This is a genomic window from Nonomuraea sp. B208 (assembly GCF_057536035.1).
In genome coordinates this window covers 311,137-328,387 of the sequence record NZ_BAAJOU010000014.1, presented here as the reverse complement: position 1 = coordinate 328,387, position 17,251 = coordinate 311,137, and the positions used below count along the sequence as shown (strand labels likewise).

General features: G+C 72.1%; 14 protein-coding genes. 9 read left to right on the top strand and 5 right to left on the bottom strand.

Annotation, left to right across the window (positions count from 1 at the left end; genetic code table 11):
• Positions 1 to 78: 78 nt before the first annotated feature.
• Positions 79 to 2,547, bottom strand: coding sequence for a ligand-binding sensor domain-containing protein (locus tag AC27IY_RS12145; RefSeq protein WP_487177997.1), 2,469 nt, complete (start codon positions 2,545 to 2,547; stop codon positions 79 to 81).
• A 236-nt stretch (positions 2,548 to 2,783) separates the two neighbouring features.
• Here AC27IY_RS12145 and AC27IY_RS12140 point away from each other — a divergent pair, with 236 nt between their 5' ends.
• The 3 genes from AC27IY_RS12140 to AC27IY_RS12130 all read left to right on the top strand — a co-directional run bounded on the left by AC27IY_RS12140 (position 2,784) and on the right by AC27IY_RS12130 (position 5,865).
• Positions 2,784 to 3,668, top strand: a complete 885-nt coding sequence (locus AC27IY_RS12140) for a Gfo/Idh/MocA family protein (RefSeq protein ID WP_487177996.1) — start codon at positions 2,784 to 2,786, stop codon at positions 3,666 to 3,668.
• An 88-nt stretch (positions 3,669 to 3,756) separates the two neighbouring features.
• Entirely contained in the window at positions 3,757 to 4,764 is a 1,008-nt protein-coding gene (locus tag AC27IY_RS12135; RefSeq protein WP_423471094.1) for an NAD-dependent epimerase/dehydratase family protein, read from the top strand.
• A gap of 45 nt (positions 4,765 to 4,809) precedes the next feature.
• The gene (locus AC27IY_RS12130; RefSeq protein WP_487177995.1) at positions 4,810 to 5,865 is read left to right on the top strand and encodes a dihydrodipicolinate synthase family protein; all 1,056 of its coding nucleotides are present in this window, start codon (positions 4,810 to 4,812) and stop codon (positions 5,863 to 5,865) included.
• A 10-nt stretch (positions 5,866 to 5,875) separates the two neighbouring features.
• Here AC27IY_RS12130 and AC27IY_RS12125 read toward each other — a convergent pair whose 3' ends face one another.
• Positions 5,876 to 7,081 carry a hypothetical protein gene (locus AC27IY_RS12125; RefSeq protein WP_364457674.1) on the bottom strand — a complete coding sequence of 402 codons (1,206 nt, stop codon included), beginning with the start codon at positions 7,079 to 7,081 and terminating at the stop codon, positions 5,876 to 5,878.
• 65 nt (positions 7,082 to 7,146) lie between these two features.
• Here AC27IY_RS12125 and AC27IY_RS12120 point away from each other — a divergent pair, with 65 nt between their 5' ends.
• The 6 genes from AC27IY_RS12120 (at position 7,147) to AC27IY_RS12095 (ending at position 13,816) form a co-directional block, all read left to right on the top strand.
• Positions 7,147 to 8,286 (top strand): DegT/DnrJ/EryC1/StrS family aminotransferase, encoded by a 1,140-nt coding sequence (locus AC27IY_RS12120; protein WP_423447986.1) that lies wholly within the window; start codon positions 7,147 to 7,149, stop codon positions 8,284 to 8,286.
• Positions 8,287 to 8,371: 85 nt separating this feature from the next.
• Positions 8,372 to 9,619, top strand: a complete 1,248-nt coding sequence (locus AC27IY_RS12115; protein ID WP_423447985.1) for an ABC transporter substrate-binding protein — start codon at positions 8,372 to 8,374, stop codon at positions 9,617 to 9,619.
• Positions 9,620 to 9,689: 70 nt separating this feature from the next.
• Positions 9,690 to 10,532: a carbohydrate ABC transporter permease gene (locus AC27IY_RS12110; RefSeq protein ID WP_371247490.1), complete on the top strand. Its 843-nt coding sequence runs from the start codon at positions 9,690 to 9,692 to the stop codon at positions 10,530 to 10,532.
• Positions 10,529 to 11,395, top strand: a complete 867-nt coding sequence (locus AC27IY_RS12105; RefSeq protein ID WP_344215979.1) for a carbohydrate ABC transporter permease — start codon at positions 10,529 to 10,531, stop codon at positions 11,393 to 11,395. The genes AC27IY_RS12110 and AC27IY_RS12105 overlap by 4 nt, the downstream gene beginning before the upstream one ends.
• A 202-nt stretch (positions 11,396 to 11,597) precedes the next feature.
• Complete coding sequence (locus AC27IY_RS12100) at positions 11,598 to 12,794, top strand: RNA-guided endonuclease InsQ/TnpB family protein (RefSeq protein WP_487177994.1); 1,197 nt, start codon at positions 11,598 to 11,600, stop codon at positions 12,792 to 12,794.
• 74 nt (positions 12,795 to 12,868) lie between these two features.
• Complete coding sequence (locus tag AC27IY_RS12095) at positions 12,869 to 13,816, top strand: dihydrodipicolinate synthase family protein (RefSeq protein WP_487177993.1); 948 nt, start codon at positions 12,869 to 12,871, stop codon at positions 13,814 to 13,816.
• Here the strand turns inward: AC27IY_RS12095 and AC27IY_RS12090 are convergent.
• From AC27IY_RS12090 to AC27IY_RS12080, 3 genes are read right to left on the bottom strand one after another with little or no spacing between them, the layout of a single operon-like run.
• A complete protein-coding gene (locus tag AC27IY_RS12090) occupies positions 13,760 to 15,700 on the bottom strand; it encodes a PQQ-binding-like beta-propeller repeat protein (RefSeq protein WP_487177992.1) in 1,941 nt (646 codons plus the stop codon). The genes AC27IY_RS12095 and AC27IY_RS12090 overlap by 57 nt on opposite strands.
• The gene (locus tag AC27IY_RS12085) at positions 15,697 to 16,473 is read right to left on the bottom strand and encodes an amidohydrolase family protein (protein WP_487177991.1); all 777 of its coding nucleotides are present in this window, start codon (positions 16,471 to 16,473) and stop codon (positions 15,697 to 15,699) included. Before AC27IY_RS12085 ends, AC27IY_RS12090 begins: the two co-directional genes overlap by 4 nt.
• A complete protein-coding gene (locus AC27IY_RS12080; RefSeq protein WP_487177990.1) occupies positions 16,470 to 17,195 on the bottom strand; it encodes an amidohydrolase family protein in 726 nt (241 codons plus the stop codon). The genes AC27IY_RS12085 and AC27IY_RS12080 overlap by 4 nt, the downstream gene beginning before the upstream one ends.
• Between the last annotated feature and the right edge of the window lie 56 nt (positions 17,196 to 17,251).

Below are 17,251 nucleotides of genomic sequence, written 5' to 3'. Positions count from 1 at the left end.
CTGAAGGCCGGACCCGCGAGGCGGCGGCGCGGGGATCGGCGGTCCGACAGCCCGCCCCGCGCCGAACGCCTGCGCGGGTCACCGGGCGAGCCGGTACAGCCGCTCGTTGATCCTGTAGTAGAGGTTGCCGAAGTCGTCGGCGGTCAGTCCTTCCATGCCGTCGGCCGTCAGCAGGACGGTCACCGCCTTCGTCGACCTGTCGATCCTGAAGATCTGGTCGCCGAGGGTGCCGTACACGTGGCCCGGATCCTGGGGCACGGTCAGCAGCACGCCGTCGCGCCAGACCAGGCTGGGATGGGCGGCGTAGTCGGGGTCGGGGAAGAGCCGTTTCGTGGTGATCGTCCCGGGCCGGGCGGGGTCGAGCGTGAACAGCGTGCCGCCCGCCAGGCCCCACAGCTCGCCGTCCACCTCCCTGAGGGCCGTGACGGCCTTCGGCGCCGTCAGCGGGAGGGGATGCAGGCGTACGGCGCCGGTGGCGGGATCGTAGGAGAAGAGCGTGGCCGAGGCCCCCGGCGCGTAGACCGGGTCCACGCCCAGCGCGCCGCGCGTGGACGTGCCGCCGAACACCTTGCCGCCCGCGTAGGCCAGCGCGACGACGGCCTGGTCCTGCGCCACGCAGAGGGTCCGCGCGGCCGTGCCCTCCTTCCAGACGGTGAGGGCTCCGCTGCGCTTGCCGTACTTCGGCACCGTGCCCATGTAGACGGCGCCGTCCGGGCCGCCGGCCAGCGCGTACGGCCGGTCCTGCGGCGGCGGCCCCTTGCCCGGCTCGCAGTCGTCGGCCTTGTCGCCCGCCTCGCCGCCGGTGTGCAGCAGCGCGGGCGGCCAGGAGCCGCCGGGTTCGTAGGCGTACAGCTTGGCCGACGGGTAGGCGCCGATGTAGAGCCGGCCGTCGTGCGTCAGCATGCTGTCGGTCTGGCTGAGCCCGTTGCGCGTGGGCGTGTCGGGACGGTCGTCGTCGCCGTCGCCGCGCAGCGGGTCGTGGACGCCGAAGCCGCCGGTCAGGTAGCCGCCGGTGTAGACGCGGCCGTCGGGCCCCGTGGCGAGGGTGTTGATCGCGGCCGGCAGCACGGGGGTGCCGGAGACGGGTCTGGTGCTCCCTTCACCGGTCGCCGGGTCGTACCTGAAGATCCTGGTGCCGTCCGTGGCCCCGCCGAGCCCGATCAGGGTGCCGCCGGACCAGGTGTAGCCGGTGACGTCGAGGCCGGGACGGACCGAGGTGGCCTGCACGGACCTGGTGGCCACGTCGTAGGAGTGCAGGAGCCCCTCCTTGACGAACCAGACCTTCCCGTCGCGGGCCGGCGAGTGCTGCAGGTCCACGTCCCTGATGGTGGCGTCGGTCTCGGCGGCGTACGAGCCGTCGGCCGCGCGGACCACGCGCAGGACGAGCAGGGTGCGGTCGATCCAGGCGAACAGCCTGCCCCCGGTCCAGGTCAGCCCGCCCACCATGGAGTCGTGCGCGTAGGCTGCGGGCAGCAGGCTGTCCTTGCGGCCCGTGACGTTGTCGAACCTGGTCAGCGCGGCGTTCGTGCCGGTGCCCAGGTAGGTGGCGTTGGCGTCCGGGTCGTGGGCGATGCTGCGCACGTTCTGCGCGCCGGTCACGACGGGCACGCTGCCGATCGTGGTGAAGGCGCCGTTGTCGTACTTGAAGTAGCGGCCGTCGTTGTGCGTGCCGCCGTACACCTTGCCGTCCGCGCCCGCCTCCAGGTCCCAGATGAAGGAGTAGCCGCCCTCCGCCCGTCCGAGGTCGCTGATCGTGGACTGGCCGGGGACGTACCGGTAGAGCTTGGAGTTCGGGTAGGTGCCGAGGTAGACGCTGCCGTCGGTGGCCGTGGTCGCCGCCCAGCCGCCGACGGTGGGCGTGGCCGCGCTGTCGGGGATGGTGAGCTTCCTGGTCGTCGTCCCGGTGGCCAGGTCGATCACGGCGAGCTGCGGGTTGACGTCGGCGGTGCCGGTGTAGAGGGCGTAGGCGCTGCCGCCGGCGAAGGTGGTGGCGTTGGGCACGCTGCTCTCGATCTGCACGCCGAGGTCGCTCACGTTCTTGGTGATCAGCACCTCGTCCCAGTAGGCGGTGCCCACGTCGGCCACGCCCGAGTAGATGAGGGCCGAGACGGTGGCCGTGCCGGCGGGCGCGACGCCCGAGGTCGTCACGCGGTTCCACCGCCGCCCCGTCGCCGAGGCGTTCGCGCCGCCGGACAGGAGCCGGCCGGAGGCGTCCCTGAAGCGGAGGTACAGCTGTGCCGTGCCGCTCTCGGCCCAGACCTGGGCGTTCAGGGTGTAGCGCGTGCCTGCGGCGGCGGGCAGGCCGGGCATGCTCTCCCTGCCGTAGGCGGCCGCGGGGTCGGCGTCGGTGACGCGGGCGGTGGTCCGCCCGTCCCAGAGCACGGGATCGACGCCGCCCGGGCTGTGCGAGCCGCTCCACCCGGTCAGCCCGTTGTCGAAGCCGTCGTTGACGAGCCGCAGGTCGGCCGCGGAGGCCGGCGTGAACGGCGCCGCGAGCAGCGCCGCCACCAGCGCGGCCGGGGCCGCCGCGCGCAGGACGCGCCTCACGCGCCCGTGCCTTGCCTGGGGGCGGCGCGCCGCCGATGGGGCTGGGTCGAGGGAACATGCGGGGGGACGTGCACAGCGCCACCTCCAGGGGCTCGTGCAGGCGTGATAACGGTCCTGACCGTAACTTGGCAAGCCGGGTCCGTCAATGACGGGGCTGTCATGAGGGCTAGGCTTGCCGCCGCCGTAACCCCGAGGCCGTTGATCCGCCGCCTTTATCCGATATGGAGGGACAGACCGTGCGCATCGCACTCGCCGGGCTCGCCACCAGTCACCCCTACACCGATGCCCGCACCCTGTCCCGCCACGCCGAGCTCGTGGTGTGGGAGCCCGACCCGGAGCGGCTCGCCCGTTTCAGCGCCGAGCACCCGCGGGCGAAGGTGGCGGGCAGCCTGGAGGAGGCGCTGGCGGGCCGGCTCGACGGGGTGGTGCTGACCGTGCCCAACCCGCAGGTTCCCCAGGCGTTGGCCCAGGTGCTGGAGACCGGGCTGCCCTGCTTCGTGAACAAGCCCGCCGCCGCCAGCCGGGCGCAGCTCGACGCGCTCGACCGGCTGTCGATCCATGACCGCGTTCTGTCGAGCTCGGTGCTGCGCTTCGCCCCGGCCTTCGCGGGCACGCGGGTGGATCGCGACGAGGTGCTGGCGGTGCGGGCCACCGTACGGCACGACGTCGGCCTGTGGGCCACCGGCTACAACGCCTGGCAGGACACGCCGGGCGAGGGCGGCGGCACGATGGTCACCATGGGCATCCACGGCGTGGAGCTGCTGGTGGCGCTGCTCGGCCCCGACGTACGGCTGGCCGGAGCGGCGGGGGCGAAGCGGCACTACACGACGCTCCGCTCCGAGGACACCGGAGTGATGGCGCTGCGCTGGGACGACGGCGTCACCGCCACCGTCGAGATCCTCGGCGTGTCGGAGTCGGAGTCCTACGGCGTCACGCTGCACGGCCGGGACGGCACCGAGACGATCGTGATCGAGAGCGGGGACGACCCGGTCCGCAACCTCGGGTACGAGGCGACGATCGAGGCGTTCCTCGCGATGGTGGGCGGGGCGCCCAGCCCGGTGCCGTGGAGCGAGACCAGGGCCATCCTCGACGTGCTGATCCGGGCGCGCGAAGCCTGCTGACCACCCGAGGAGCGCCGCCTCCCCGTTGACAGCCGACGCTTCGCCCAGTTACGGTCTGGGCCGTAAATCGAACTTCGGAGGAGACCGCGTGCGGACGACAGCGGAGCTGGAGGAGCGGCTGGCACGGCCGAGCCAGGGGCTCGTCGACGATCTGGGCAAGCTGGACGGCGACATCATGATCCTGGGGGCCGGCGGCAAGCTCGGACCGAGCCTCGTACGCCTGGCGCTGAACGCCACCGGCGGCGACAGGCGGATCATCGCGGTGTCCCGTTTCTCCGAGCCCGGCCTGGCGGCCGCGCTGCGGGACGAGGGCGCCACGGTGATCGCCGCCGACGTCGCCGACGAGGCCGCGCTGGCCGAGCTGCCGGACGCGCCCAACGTGGTGTTCCTGGTGGGCGCCAAGTTCGGCACGAGCGGCCGCGAGCACGCCGCCTGGTTCACCAACACCTACCTGCCCGGACGCGTCGCCGACCGGTTCGCGGGGAGCAGGATCGCCGCCCTGTCCACCGGGAACGTCTATCCGCTCGTCCCCGTCGCCGAGGGCGGCAGCACCGAGGACTCGCCCGTCGGCCCGGTCGGCGACTACGCGATGAGCTGCCTCGGCAGGGAGCGCGTGCTGACCCACTTCGCCGAGCGCAACAGCACCCCGATGTCGCTGCTGCGTCTCAACTACGCGGTCGAGCTGCGCTACGGCGTGCTGGTCGACCTCGCGCAGAAGGTGCTCGCCGGACAGCCCGTGGACCTGACGACCGGCCAGGTGAACGTGGTCTGGCAGGGCTACGCCAACGAGGTGACGCTGCGCTCGCTGCTGCTCGCCGACGTGCCGCCGTACGTGCTCAACGTCACGGGCCCCGAGCTGATCTCGGTGCGGCAGGCGGCGCTGGCCCTCGGCGAGGCCCTGGGCAAGGAGCCGGTGTTCACCGGCGAGCCGGCGCCGACGGCGCTGTTGTCGAACGCCTCGCGCTGTCACCGCCTGTTCGGCTATCCCGAGCTGACCCCCGCCGAGCTGATCGAGCACACCGCGCGCTGGGTCACCGACGGCGGGCCGCTGCTGGGCAAGCCCACCAAGTTCGACCGACGCGACGGGCGTTTCTGAAAGCGCGTGCTCACTTCACACGGCAACCACAAAGGGGGACCTCACGTGCTCGGCACGGTTTCAGAGGCGCAGACGTCCGTACGCGACCTGTTCAGGCGCGGTCTGGTGATCCCGGCGCACCCGCTGGCCCTGACGGCGGACAGGAGGCTCGACGAGCGCCGCCAGCGCGCGCTGACGCGCTACTACGTCGAGGCCGGCGCCGGCGGGCTGGCGGTGGGCGTGCACACCACGCAGTTCGCCCTGCACGGCGGCGGCCTGTTCGCGCCCGTGCTCGACCTGGCCGCGACCACGGCCAGGGAGGCCGGCCGCGAGGTCGTGCTGGTGGCCGGCGCGACCGGCCCGACCCGCCAGGCGGTGGCGGAGGCGGAGCTGGCCCGCTCCCTCGGCTATCACATGGTGCTGCTCAGCCCGCACCGGGAGCTCGACGAGGACGGGCTCATCGCGCGGGCCAGGGCCGTGGGGGAGGTGCTGCCCGTGATCGGCTTCTACCTGCAGCCCGCGGTGGGCGGGCGGCCCCTGTCGCGCGACTTCTGGACGCGGCTGGCGAGCATCGAGTCCGTGGTGGGCGTCAAGGTCGCGCCCTTCGACCGCTACCGCACGCTGGACGTGCTGCACGGCGTCGTACGGGCCGGCCGCGCCGGCGAGGTGGCGCTCTACACGGGCAACGACGACCACATCCTGGCCGACCTCATCACCTCGCACCGGGTGGTCGTGGACGGGCGGCAGGTGGAGGTGGAGTTCGTCGGCGGCCTGCTCGGCCAGTGGGCCGTGTGGGTGCGGCGGGCGGTGGAGCTGCTGGAGGAGGCCAAGCTGGCGCGCTCGGGCGACGACGCCGCGGTGCGCCGGCTGCTCGGCCTCGACGGCCACCTCACCGACGCCAACGCGGCCATCTTCGACTCGGCGAACGGTTTCCACGGCTGCATCCCCGGCATCCACGAGGTGCTGCGCCGCCAGGGGCTGCTGGCGGGCCGCTGGTGCCTGGACCCCGAGGAGGACCTGTCGCCCGGGCAGCTCGCCGAGATCGACCGGATCTGGGCCGCCTACCCCTGGCTGCGTGACGACGATTTCGTGGCCCAAGGGCTGGACCGATGGCTGGCCTGAAGGAGAGCGGCTACAGGGTGAGGCGGTAGAGCGTGAGGGGACGGCCGCTGGACCCGCTGGTCAGGTTGCCGGTGCGCTCGGCCAGCCCGGCCAGCTCCAGCCGGTGCAGCATGCGCCGGGCGGTGCGCTGCTGGACGCCGAGCCGCTCGGCGATCTCGCGGGTGGTCAGCGCCTCCCCGCCGGCCGCGTCGCGGGCTTGCAGCAGCTTCTCCAGCGTCGGCACCGACAGCCCCACGCGGCGGGCGATCAGCGCCAGGTTCTGCTCGCCGGAGGGCGTGCTGATCACCGATTCCAGCACGATGTCGGTGTCAGCGCGCAGGGACAGCACGGCGGCCACGTTCCCGATGCGCCTGGCCCTGGCCAGGGCGCGGCGGGCCAGGCTCTCGGCCTCGGCGGCGCTGCGCCCGAGGCCGAAGCCCACCCGCGCCACGCTGCTGTGAGCGGCCAGCCGCGCCAGCATGGGCAGGCCCGTGAAGCCGCCCGTGGCGTCGTGGAGCGGGCCGCGGGTGGTCACCAGCAGGTGCGTGCCCCCGCGGAACCCGGCCAGCGTGCCGGCCAGCGCCCCGGCCTCGCGCAGCAGGCCCTCCTCGCCGTCCACCTCGACCAGGCCGAGCGCGATCTGCGCGTCCTCCTGGGCCTGGCCCTCGGCGGTGAGCAGGAGCTGGCGCAGCGCCGTGCGCACCGAGTGCTCCGACGGCGCCAGCCGCAGCACCTGCATGTCGCCGCGCAACGCCTCGTGCACCGAGCTGAGGCAGGTGATCACGGGATGGTCGGGGGAGCGGCGGTGGAAGGCGATGATCTTCTTGGAGGTGGTCTCCGGCCGGTAGCCGAGCGTGCGCAGGCCACCGGTGGGCAGGCCGGCCTCGACGAACGTGGCGGTGACGTCCGCGGGCGCGATGGTGTCGATGGACAGGCGGGTGATGTCGCGGCCCTCGTGCTGGAGCCGTACGAGGGCGCTCAGCAGCGTCGCGCCGGAGTAGTCGACGAACACGGCGGGGCGGGTGAGCACGTCGGCGCCGCGGGCCAGCATGTACGGGACGATGCCGGTGAACAGCCAGCCCTCGACCGAGCTCGCCTGGGCCTCGACGATGGCCGGCGCCTGCGACTCGTGGTCGTAGTCGAGCCGGAGCGTGCTCACGCCGGGCTGCTCCTCGCAGGTGGCCGCGACGTCGTCGACCAGATCGTGCGGGCCGACGACTCCGATGACGAAACCCACCCGCGTCTCCTTCCGTTTTACGGTCTAGACCGAAAGGCTATCCGGTGACCCTGCACTTTCCCAACATGGCCGAACCCGCGGGCCGCACCCTCGGCGACGAGGAGCTCGCGGCGCTGGAGCGGGTGATCCGCTCCGGCATGCTCAACTCCGTCTGGGGGAGCGAGGCGCGAGCGCTCGAACGCGAGGTCGCGGAGCTGTACGGCTCCCGCCACGCGATCGCGTGCTCCTCCGGCACCGCGGCCCTCCACCTGTCGGTCGTGGCGGCGGCGCCGGATCCCGGTGACGAGATCATCACGACGCCGATCACGGACTTCGGGACAGTGGCCCCTATCTTGGCGCAGAACGCGGTTCCTGTCTTCGCCGACGTGGATCCGTCCGACGGCAACCTCGATCCCGACGCGGTGGCCGCGCTCATCGGGCCGCGTACCCGCGCCATCATGGTGGTGCACCTGTTCGGCGCGCCCGCCCGGGTCGGCGAGCTGCGCCGGCTGGCCGACCGGCACGGGCTGACGCTCATCGAGGACTGCGCGCAGGCGTGGCTGACCGAGCTGCCCGGCGGCCGGTACGCCGGGACCGCCGGCCACGTCGGCACGCTGAGCCTGCAGCAGTGGAAGCACATCACCTGCGGCGACGGTGGCCTGACGCTCACCGACGACGACGAGCTGGCCAGGCGGATGCGGCTGTTCGCGGACAAGGGATGGGACCGCGCCGCGGGCCGTTCGCACGAGAGCCTCGGCCTGAACTACCGGATGACCGAGCTGCAGGCGGCGGTGGCCCGCGCCCAGCTCGCGAAGCTGCCCGGGGTCGTCGAGTCCAGACGCCGCACGGCCGCCGAGCTGATCGCGGCCCTGAGCGCGCTCGACCTGGGCCTCGGCCTGCCGCGGCCGGACGGGCACGCGTGGTGGCTGTTCCCGATCGTCCTGCCCGGCGGCGACGCGGCCGGGCTGGCCGCGCACCTGAGCGCGGCCGGGGTCCCCGCGCGGGCCGGCTATCTGCGCGAACCGCTCAACCACGCCCCGCTGTGGGACGGGCCGATCTACGGCTCCTCGCGCTACCCCTTGCGGGACTACCGTCCCGCCCCCTGCCCGGAGGCCGAACGGCTGGTCGCGGCCACGCTGCTCACCGTCGAATGGAACGAGCACTACACGTCCGAGCACGTCAAGGTCATCGCGGAGGCCGTCGCGGACTACTCCGCCCGGGCCTAGTCACGTTCATGTATCAGGCATTGACCGGGCCATCCGCTATGACTAGGTTTCGGTCAGGACCGGTATTCAGGAAAGGAAGCCGCCGATGAGAAAGCTAGCGGCAGCAGGCATAGCGGTCGCCCTCACCGTCGTGACCGGCGCGTGCGGATCCGGTGGCTCGGGCTCGGACAAGAGCACGGTGACGCTCTGGATGTACCCCGTGATCTCGGACCAGGCCAAGAACAAGGCGTTCTGGGACAAGGTCGAGAAGGACTTCGAGGCCAAGAACCCCTCGATCGACGTGACGATCGACCAGCAGCCCTGGGACAGCCGCCAGGAGAAGGTCACCACGGCCCTGGCCTCCAGGAAGGGCTTCGACCTCACCCTGCTCGGCCCGGACCAGATCCCGCAGTTCGCCGGGCAGGGCACGCTGGAGCCCGTGGACGACGTCGTCGCGGCGAACAAGAGCGGCTATCTGCCCAACGCCCTCACCGCGCTCAGCGTGAACGGCAAGCTCTACGGCGTGCCCATCTACCAGACGATCACCGCCCCCATCTACAACAAGAAGCTCTTCGCCGACGCGGGCGTCACGAAGGTGCCGGAGACGCTGGAGGAGCTGAAGGAGGCCGCCCCCAAGCTGGCCGCCAACAAGGTCGCCGTCCTCGACTACCCGGGCAAGCCGGAGATCTCGCTCAACCAGAGCTTCTACCCGATCCTGTGGGCCAACGGCGGCTCGGTGTTCTCCCCCGACGGCAAGAGCGTGACCGTCAACAACGAGCAGGGCGTCGCGAGCCTGCAGTTCCTGCTCGACCTCAAGGCGCTCGGCGGCCTGCCGCAGAACACCGCCAGCAAGGGCAACGACATCGAGGGCGGCGCGCTCGCCGGCGGCAAGACCGCCATGTACCACGCGGCCACGGCGCTCAACGCCGTACAGCTCGGCGCCGCCATCGGCGCGGAGAACGTCGGCGTCGGCCTGCCGCTGGAGGGGACCAAGCGGGTGGCGTTCGGCATCCCCGGCGGCCTGGTCCTCGCCAAGCACTCCGAGAACAAGGACGCGGCCAGGAAGCTCGCCGCCTACATCTCCTCCCCGGAGGTCGCCGGCGAGCTGGCCAAGGAGTCCGGCTTCTTCTCCGCGCGCACCGACGTGACCATCCCCGGCCAGTCGGAGACCTCCAAGGAGTTCGCCAAGTCGCTGCAGTACGCCTTCCCCGGCGACACCCACCCCAAGGCCCGCCAGGTCATGGCGATGGTCGCGGCCCACATCCAGGCGGCGCTGATCGGCAAGGAGGACGCCAAGACGGCCCTCGACGCCGCCGCCAAGGAGGCCGACGAACTGCTGGCCAGCGGTGGCTGAGGCGACCCGGGCCCGCTCCGGCGGGCCCCTCCGCACGGAAAGGCGCGGACGAGGGCGCCTGCGTGACCCGATGACGGGGCTGCTGTTCGTGCTCCCGATGCTCGTGCTGTTCCTGATCTTCAAGATCTTCCCGACGCTCGGGGCGGCGGGCATGAGCCTGACGAACTGGAGCATCGGCGGCGACTGGAGCTTCGTCGGCGCCGACAACTACGCGCGGCTCGTGAACGACCCGAACTTCTGGTCGAGCCTGCGGGCCACGCTGGTCTACACCGTGATCTACGTGCCGCTCGTCATGGCCGTCTCGCTCGGCAGCGCCCTGCTGCTCAACAGCATCATCTTCATGCGCGGGCTGTTCCGCGGCATCCTCTTCCTGCCGTACGTGACCAGCTTCGTCTTCGCCGGCATCATCTGGCGGTGGATCTACGAGTTCGACGGCCTGCTCAACGGCGTGCTGGCCAAGCTCGACCTCGGGCCCGTCGCCTTCATGGAACGCACGGAGCTGGTGCTGCCCGCCCTGGCCCTCGTCTCCTGCTGGAAGGGCTTCGGCTACTCCATGCTGATCCTGCTGGCGGGGCTGAAGGCCATCCCCGGCTCCTACCTGGAGGCGGCCAAGGTCGACGGCGCCGGCCCCTGGCAGCGTTTCCGCGGCATCACCCTGCCCCTGCTCAAGCCGGCGATCTTCTTCGTCCTGGTGATCGAGACGATCGCCTCGTTCCAGGTCTTCGACACGATCTACGTGATGACCGGCGGCGGGCCCGCCAAGGCCAGCTACACCCTCATCTACGGCATCTTCGAACGCGGCTTCAGGTTCTGGGAGTTCGGCTACGCGGCGACCTGGGGGATGGTGCTCTTCGCCATCGTGCTGGTCGTCTCGCTGATCCAGCGCCGGTTCGTCGGCAAGGAGAACGCATGACGTTGACGGCCACGCGCCCCGCCGTCCAGAACCGGCCGGCCGTCGAGCGCCCTCGCCGCCGCCACGGACGGCGGTGGCCGCTCTACACGCTGCTCGCGCTCATGTCGCTGCTGACGCTCGGCCCGTTCGCCGCGATGATCATCGTGGCGCTGTCGCCCCGGGGGAAGCCGACCGTGCCGGCGCAGTGGCCGGACTCGCTCACCTTCGACAACATCACGCAGGTGCTGAGCGCGTCCGGGTTCGCCGAATGGACGCTCAACTCGCTGGTCTACTCGGGCGTGTCGGTGGCGGTCATCCTGCTCACCGCGTCGATGGCCGGCTACGCGTTCGCCAAGAAGCGCTTCCCCGGCCGCGACACCATCCTGTGGACGTTCCTCGCCACCATGATGGTGCCGTTCCAGGCCACGCTCATCCCGCTGTACGTGCTCGTCTCCGACCTCGACGGCGTCGACACCTTCTGGGGGCTGATCGTGCCGACGCTGGCCAACTCCCAGGCGGTCTTCCTGATGCGGCAGTTCATCCTGGGCCTGCCCGACGAGCTGTTCGACGCCGCCAAGGTCGACGGGGCCTCGGAGCTGCGCGTCTACTGGACGATCGTGGTGCCGCTGACCAAGCCGATCCTGGCCACCCTCGGCGTGTTCGTCTTCCTGTGGCACTGGAACGACTTCCTGTGGCCGCTGGTGATCTCGCAGAGCGACGCCACCCGGACGCTGACCGTCGGGCTGACGGTGCTGAAGACGGAGGAGCTGCAGTGGTCGATGCTGATGTCCTCCGCCGCCGTCTCGGCGGTGCCGTGCCTGGTGGTCTTCTTCCTGCTGCAGCGCTACCTGGTCAACAGCATCGCGATGACCGGCCTGAAGTGACCGGCTCCCTTTCACCGGGAACCGCCCAGGATGCCCTGGCCTTCAGGCCGGGGAGGAATGGGCGTCCCGCTAGGGGCGGCCAGGCGGAGCCGGGACAAGCCTGCCCGGGGTTCGTGAAGGTCGTCGGGAAGCCGCACGATGATCTGTTTCATGCCGGCGGAACAGCCGCCGCACACCATCCCTGTGACGGTAACTTAACGTTGTGTCACGCTTCCGGCTCCAGCCTGCGCCCGCCCAGGAGGCGGCGCTGGCGGAGCACTGCGCGCACGCCCGGTACGTGTGGAACCTCGCCGTCGAGCAGCACGCGCACTGGAAACCGGGCCGGAAGAACGCGCCGGGATTCGCCGAGCAGTGCCGCCAGCTCACCGAAGCCCGCGCGGCGAGCCCGTGGCTGGCTGCTGGTTCGGCCGTCGTGCAGCAGCAGGCGCTCAAGGACTTCGCCCAGGCCATGGCGAACTTCTTCGGCGGCACCCACCGGCGGCCGACCTGGCGCAAACGCGGCCAGGCCGAAGGCTTCCGCATTGTCGCGGTCAAGACGGGCGACGTGCGCCGCCTGTCGCGCAACACCGGCGAGGTGAAGATCCCCAAGGTCGGGTGGGTACGGTTCCGCTGGTCGCGCGCCGTCCCCGGCGGGGCCAAGTCCTACCGCGTCACCCGGGACCGTGCCGGGCGCTGGCACGTCGCCTTCGCCGCCGTCCCTGCGCCGATCCCCGCGCCCGGCACCGGGGAGGCCGTCGGCGTGGACCGGGGCGTCGCCGTCAGCGCCGCCCTGTCCACCGGGGAACTGCTGAACGTCCGCGGCCTGCGCGACACCGAAAAGGCGCGCCTTCGCCGGCTGCTGCGCAAACTGGCGCGGGCCAAGCGCGGCTCCCGCCGCCGGGCCAGGGTCAAGACCGCCGTCGCCCGGCTGAAGGCCCGTGAGGCCGACCGGCGTAAGGACTGGGTGGAGAAGACCAGCACGGACCTGGCCCGCCGGTTCGACGTGATCGCCGTCGAAGACCTCAAGATCCGTGACATGACCCGGACGGCCAAGGGCACCCGCGACGCTCCGGGCCGTAACGTGCGCCAGAAGGCCGGGCTCAACCGGGGCATCCTCGCCGCCGGATGGGGGCGGCTCGTGCGACGGCTGGAGCACAAGGCCCCCGGCCGCGTCCACAAGGTCAACCCGCGTCACACGTCGCAGACCTGCAACGCCTGCAAGCACGTCGCCAGGGAAAGCCGCGAGAGCCAAGCCCTCTTCCTGTGCGTCGCCTGCGGGCATCGGGACAACGCCGACGTCAACGCGGCCAAGAACATGCGAGACACGGCCGCAGGGCATGCGGTCACTGCGCGGGGAGGCCCGCCGTCGGGCGGGCCGGTGAACCGCGAACCTCAACCCGACCTCCCCCCAGCGGCGTAGCAACGGTTGGGATCCCCCGCCGTCAGGCGGAGGAGGATGTCAAGCTGGTCGCCCTGAAACGTGAGGGAGCGAGCATGAGCATGCCGATCGACGCGCGGGCCGCCGGGTTGCGCGACCGCCTGCGCGGGAGCCTGGCCGCCGCGGCGCTGACGCCGATGACCCCGGCGGGAGAGGTGGACCTCGACGTCGCGGAGGAGTACTTCCTGCGGCTGGTCGCCTCGGGCGCGGGCGCCCTGGCCGTGCTCGCCCACACCGGCCGCGGGCCCTTCCTGCCCGCGGAGGTGCGGGCCGGCCTGATCGTACGCGCCCGCCGGGCGGGCGCCCCCGTGATCGTCGGCGTCGGCTCTTCGGCGGGCGGGGCGGTCGCGGACGCGCGGATGGCGGCCGAGCTGGGCGCCGACGGGGTGCTGGTGTTCCCGGATCCGGGGGACCGGGTGGCGCTGCACGAGGCGGTGTGGTCGGCGGCCGGGCTGCCGATGATCGCCTTCGACCTCTACACGAACCCGTGCCCGCCCGCCACGCTGCGCCGCATCCTGGACCTGCCCGGCGTGGCCGGCCTGAAGACGGCGCTGCTGTCGGACGCGATGGGCTGCCAGGAGACGATCGCGCTCACCCGCGAGGCCGGGCGGCTGGCGATCACCGGCGAGGACCGCATGTTCGGTCCGTCGCTGCTGTGGGGCGCGGAGGCGGCGCTGGTGGGCGTCGCGGCCGCGTCGGTGGAGACGACGGCGGCCGTGCTGCGCGCGTTCGAGGGCGCGGACCTGCGCGGTTTCGAGCAGGCGTCCGCGCGGCTGGACCGGCTGGCGGCGGCCACGTTCACGGCTCCCATGGAGGGCTACGTCCAGCGCATGGCGTGGCTGGCGGCGGCCGAGGGGCTCGTTCCGGAGAGCCACGCCCACGACCCGTACGGGCCGGGGCTCCCGGACGGTGAGCGCGCCCGGGTGCTCGCGGCCGCCGCGTGGCCGTCAGATCGCGACGCTGATGAGGTTGCGTCCCTTGAGGGCGTAGAGCGCCTTGCGTGACGGGTCGATGTTGATCCTGGAGCCGCCGCCGAACCAGTCGCTGGCCAGGCCCGTCACGAGCTTCTCCGAGGTGAGGCGCGCCAGGTCGATCCGGTAGACGGCGTCCTCGTCGCTGGTGTAGGCGTACCGGCCGGCGAGCACCAGATCGCCGCCCCGGTCGCACACCTTGAGCGTGCGGGTCACCTTGCGGCGGAGCAGGTCGTACTCGAACAGCACGCCCGTGTCGGTGATCCCGTACAGGGCGAGCGGGGTGTTCTTGAGGCTCGTGACGGCCTTCGCGCCGGCCACCGGCTCGATCTCCCACTTCACCCGGCGGGTACGCAGGTCGAACGCCGCCAGCCTGGCCGTGGACGTGACCGGCGGCGCGCCCAGCCCCTCCTGGGTGCTGGTGCCCATGTAGACGGTGCCGAGCAGGGCGGTCAGCGAGAACACGGTCTGGCGCTCGACCACCGGCCGGTAGGTGTCGAGCCGGCCGGTGCGCGGGTCGTACACGTCGAGCGCGCCGTTCTGGTGTCCGGGCTCCGGCTGGGTGGACATCACGATCAGCCCGGTGAGCTGGTCGTGGACCAGGTCCTTCGGCCGGTCCTGGCTCTGGCCGGTGCGGAAGAGCAGCTTGGCCTCGGCGTCGCCGGCGCGGTGGGAGTAGAGGGCGGCCTGGGTGTAGACGCCGAGGTAGGTGGTGTCCTTGACGGTCATGATGGTCTTGGGCTCGCCGGCGATGGTCAGCCGGGTGACCTGCCGGGTGGCCAGGTCGTGGATGTCGCAGCCGCCCTTGCCGCCGACGTAGACGCGCCTGCCGTCGCTGTGCACCGACATCGGCTCCTCGGGCGCGGCCTTGAAGCCCTTCTGCACGTGGCTGACGTAGTCGATCGCGCCCGTGGCCGGGTCGTAGACGAAGACGCCGGGGTCCTGGACGCCGTAGATGCGCCCGCCGTGCTCCAGGATGCGGACGGTGGCCGCCTCGGGGAAGGGCACGCCCAGCACCTCGTACGCGCCGCTCTCCAGGTGGTAGCGGTAGAAGGTCCCGGACGGGCGGCCGGCGAAGTAGACGTAGCCGTCGTGGATCAGCACCGAGACGATGTACTTCTCGCCCGGTGCGGTGGCCTTGACGACCTTGTACGCGGCCGGGTCCGCCTTCTCCAGCACGAGCAGCTCGGCCAGCGAGTTCATGCCGCCCGCGATGTGCGTGTCGCTGATCGACATGCTCGACACCCAGTCGCGGTCGGCGACCTCGGCGGGCAGCAGGTCGCGGGTCTCGCCGGTCGCCCGGTCGATCGCGACGAGGTGGGCGTTGGTGCCGACGCCGGCGTACACGTGGGTGGCGTCGGCCTGGATGCTGCGGACGTACGGCTCGCCGGGGGCGGGCTGGCCGAGGTCGCGGCTGGCGCCGGTGGCGGGGTCGTACTCCAGGACGCGGCCGGGCTGCGAGGTGCCCATGTAGACCTTGCCGTCGGGGGAGGCGGCCATGGTCCAGATGTAGTCGTCGGAGTAGCGCTCCAGCAGCGTCGTGGTGCCGGTGAGTGTGTCGATCCTGTAGAGGTCGGAGCGGGTGTGGGTGGCGACGTAGACGTCGGTGCCGACCTTGCACATCGCCCAGATGCCCACGCCGGTGGGGATGTCGAAGTGCGCCGTGACCTTGTCCTGCCCCAGGTCCCAGGCGCCCACGACGTTCGGTGCGAGGCCGCGTGAGCCCAGGTAGAGCACGTCGCCGACGAACTCGGCGTTGCCCAGGGGGCTGGCCACGCTGGCCGGGCCCAGGTCGGTGATCGTGCCCGGCTTCTCGCGGGCGGCGGCCGTCGCGGGGGAGGCGGGCAGGGCGGCCGCGCCCGCGGAGACGACGGCGGAGGCGGCTGCGGCTTGGAGGAAACGGCGGCGAGGGATCATGCGCTGGTCACTCCTTGTGAGGGGTCGCCGCACGCTATAACGGGCCGGGCCGTAATGTCCAGCCTGAAGAGCCGTACGGCGTTCCGCCACGCGACCAGCTCGGCCGTCTCCTCGTCCAGGCCCGCCGCCGCCACCGCGCCGAACGCCGAGGCCGGATCGATGAGGGTCGAGTCGGTGCCGAAGAGCAGCCGCTCGGGGTCCACCGCCGCCGCGACCTGCGCGACCCGGCCGGCGGGGGCGTGGGAGTAGCACGGCTCGAGGTAGAGGCGATCGCAGGCGGCAGCCGCCTCGACGGCGTACGCGTGACCGTCGGCGCCCATGTGCCCGGCGATGACCCGCAGGTCGGGCGTGTCCAGGCAGACCTCGGCCAGGTCCAGCACCGTGGCGCCCCAGGTGTGGACGAGCGCGGGCACCCCGGCCTCGGCGACCATGGCCAGCGCCTCCCGCGTCTGGGGCGAGGAGGCGGGGGACCGGGTGTAGTCGGTGTGGATCTTGACGCCCACGAACCTGCCGGTGGGCAGGTACGCGCGCAGGTCCCGCTCGGCGTCGGCGAGTCTGCGGGGGTTGACGGTGACGTACCCGAGGTGGCGGTCCTGGGTCTCCAGCCAGGCGGCCAAAGCCCGGTTGCCCGCGGGCGCGTCGTAGATCACCGCTTCGGTGGCCGAGACGATCGACAGGCCGATGCCGTACCGGTCCATGGCGCTCACGTTGGCGCCGGCCACGTCCATGGTGAAGAACCAGGGGCCCCAGTGGGCGTGCACATCGATGATCATCCGAGCAGCCTCCTCGCGTTGCCGCCCGCGACGGCGGCGATCTCCTCCGGCTTCAGCCCGCTGGTCGCCAGGCGCAGCCGGGGGACGACCGGCTCGTAGTGCGGGGTGCGCGAGCCGTACAGGAGCCGGTCGGCCGGCACGCTCTCCAGCGCGTCGGGCGAGTTCAGCAGGCGCGTCGAGGTGTGGAAGCCGGGCTCGTCGGCGGCGAGGACGAGGAAGTCGCCCAGGTGGTAGAAGTGCGTGTCGAGGAAGACCACGGTGGCGTCCAGGCCGGCGAACGGCTGCCAGAAGCGCCGCACGTCGCCGCCGGTCAGCACGACGAGGCCGAGCCGCGCGGCCTTCCTGGCCACGTGGCGCACCGAGGGGAAGCCCGCCTCCACGCCCTGCTCGTCGGGGAAGAGCCTGACGCCCCTGACCCCGGCCTCGGCCAGCCGGTCCATCTCGCGTACGGCGCCGACGGGGTCGCGCAGATCCACGGTCCCGATGGGGACCACCGGGCCGTCCAGCGCCAGGACCTCGTCGTTGCCCGAGCGCACGTCGAACAGCGCGGCCCGCAGGGACGTGACCGCGCCCGCCCGGATGCGGTGCGCGGCCAGCGTGTCGAGCACCGTTTCAGGCGTGCCCGGCGGGCCGTCGCGGTCGGGATAGGCGCCGACCAGGACGTCCACGTCGAGGCTCACCTCAAGGTCCCCGATCAGCTTGCTCGCGTCGAAAGCCGTCACAACCGCCTCCATTGACTTCTCAGGCTCAGCACATTACGGTCTGGGCCAAAATTGGG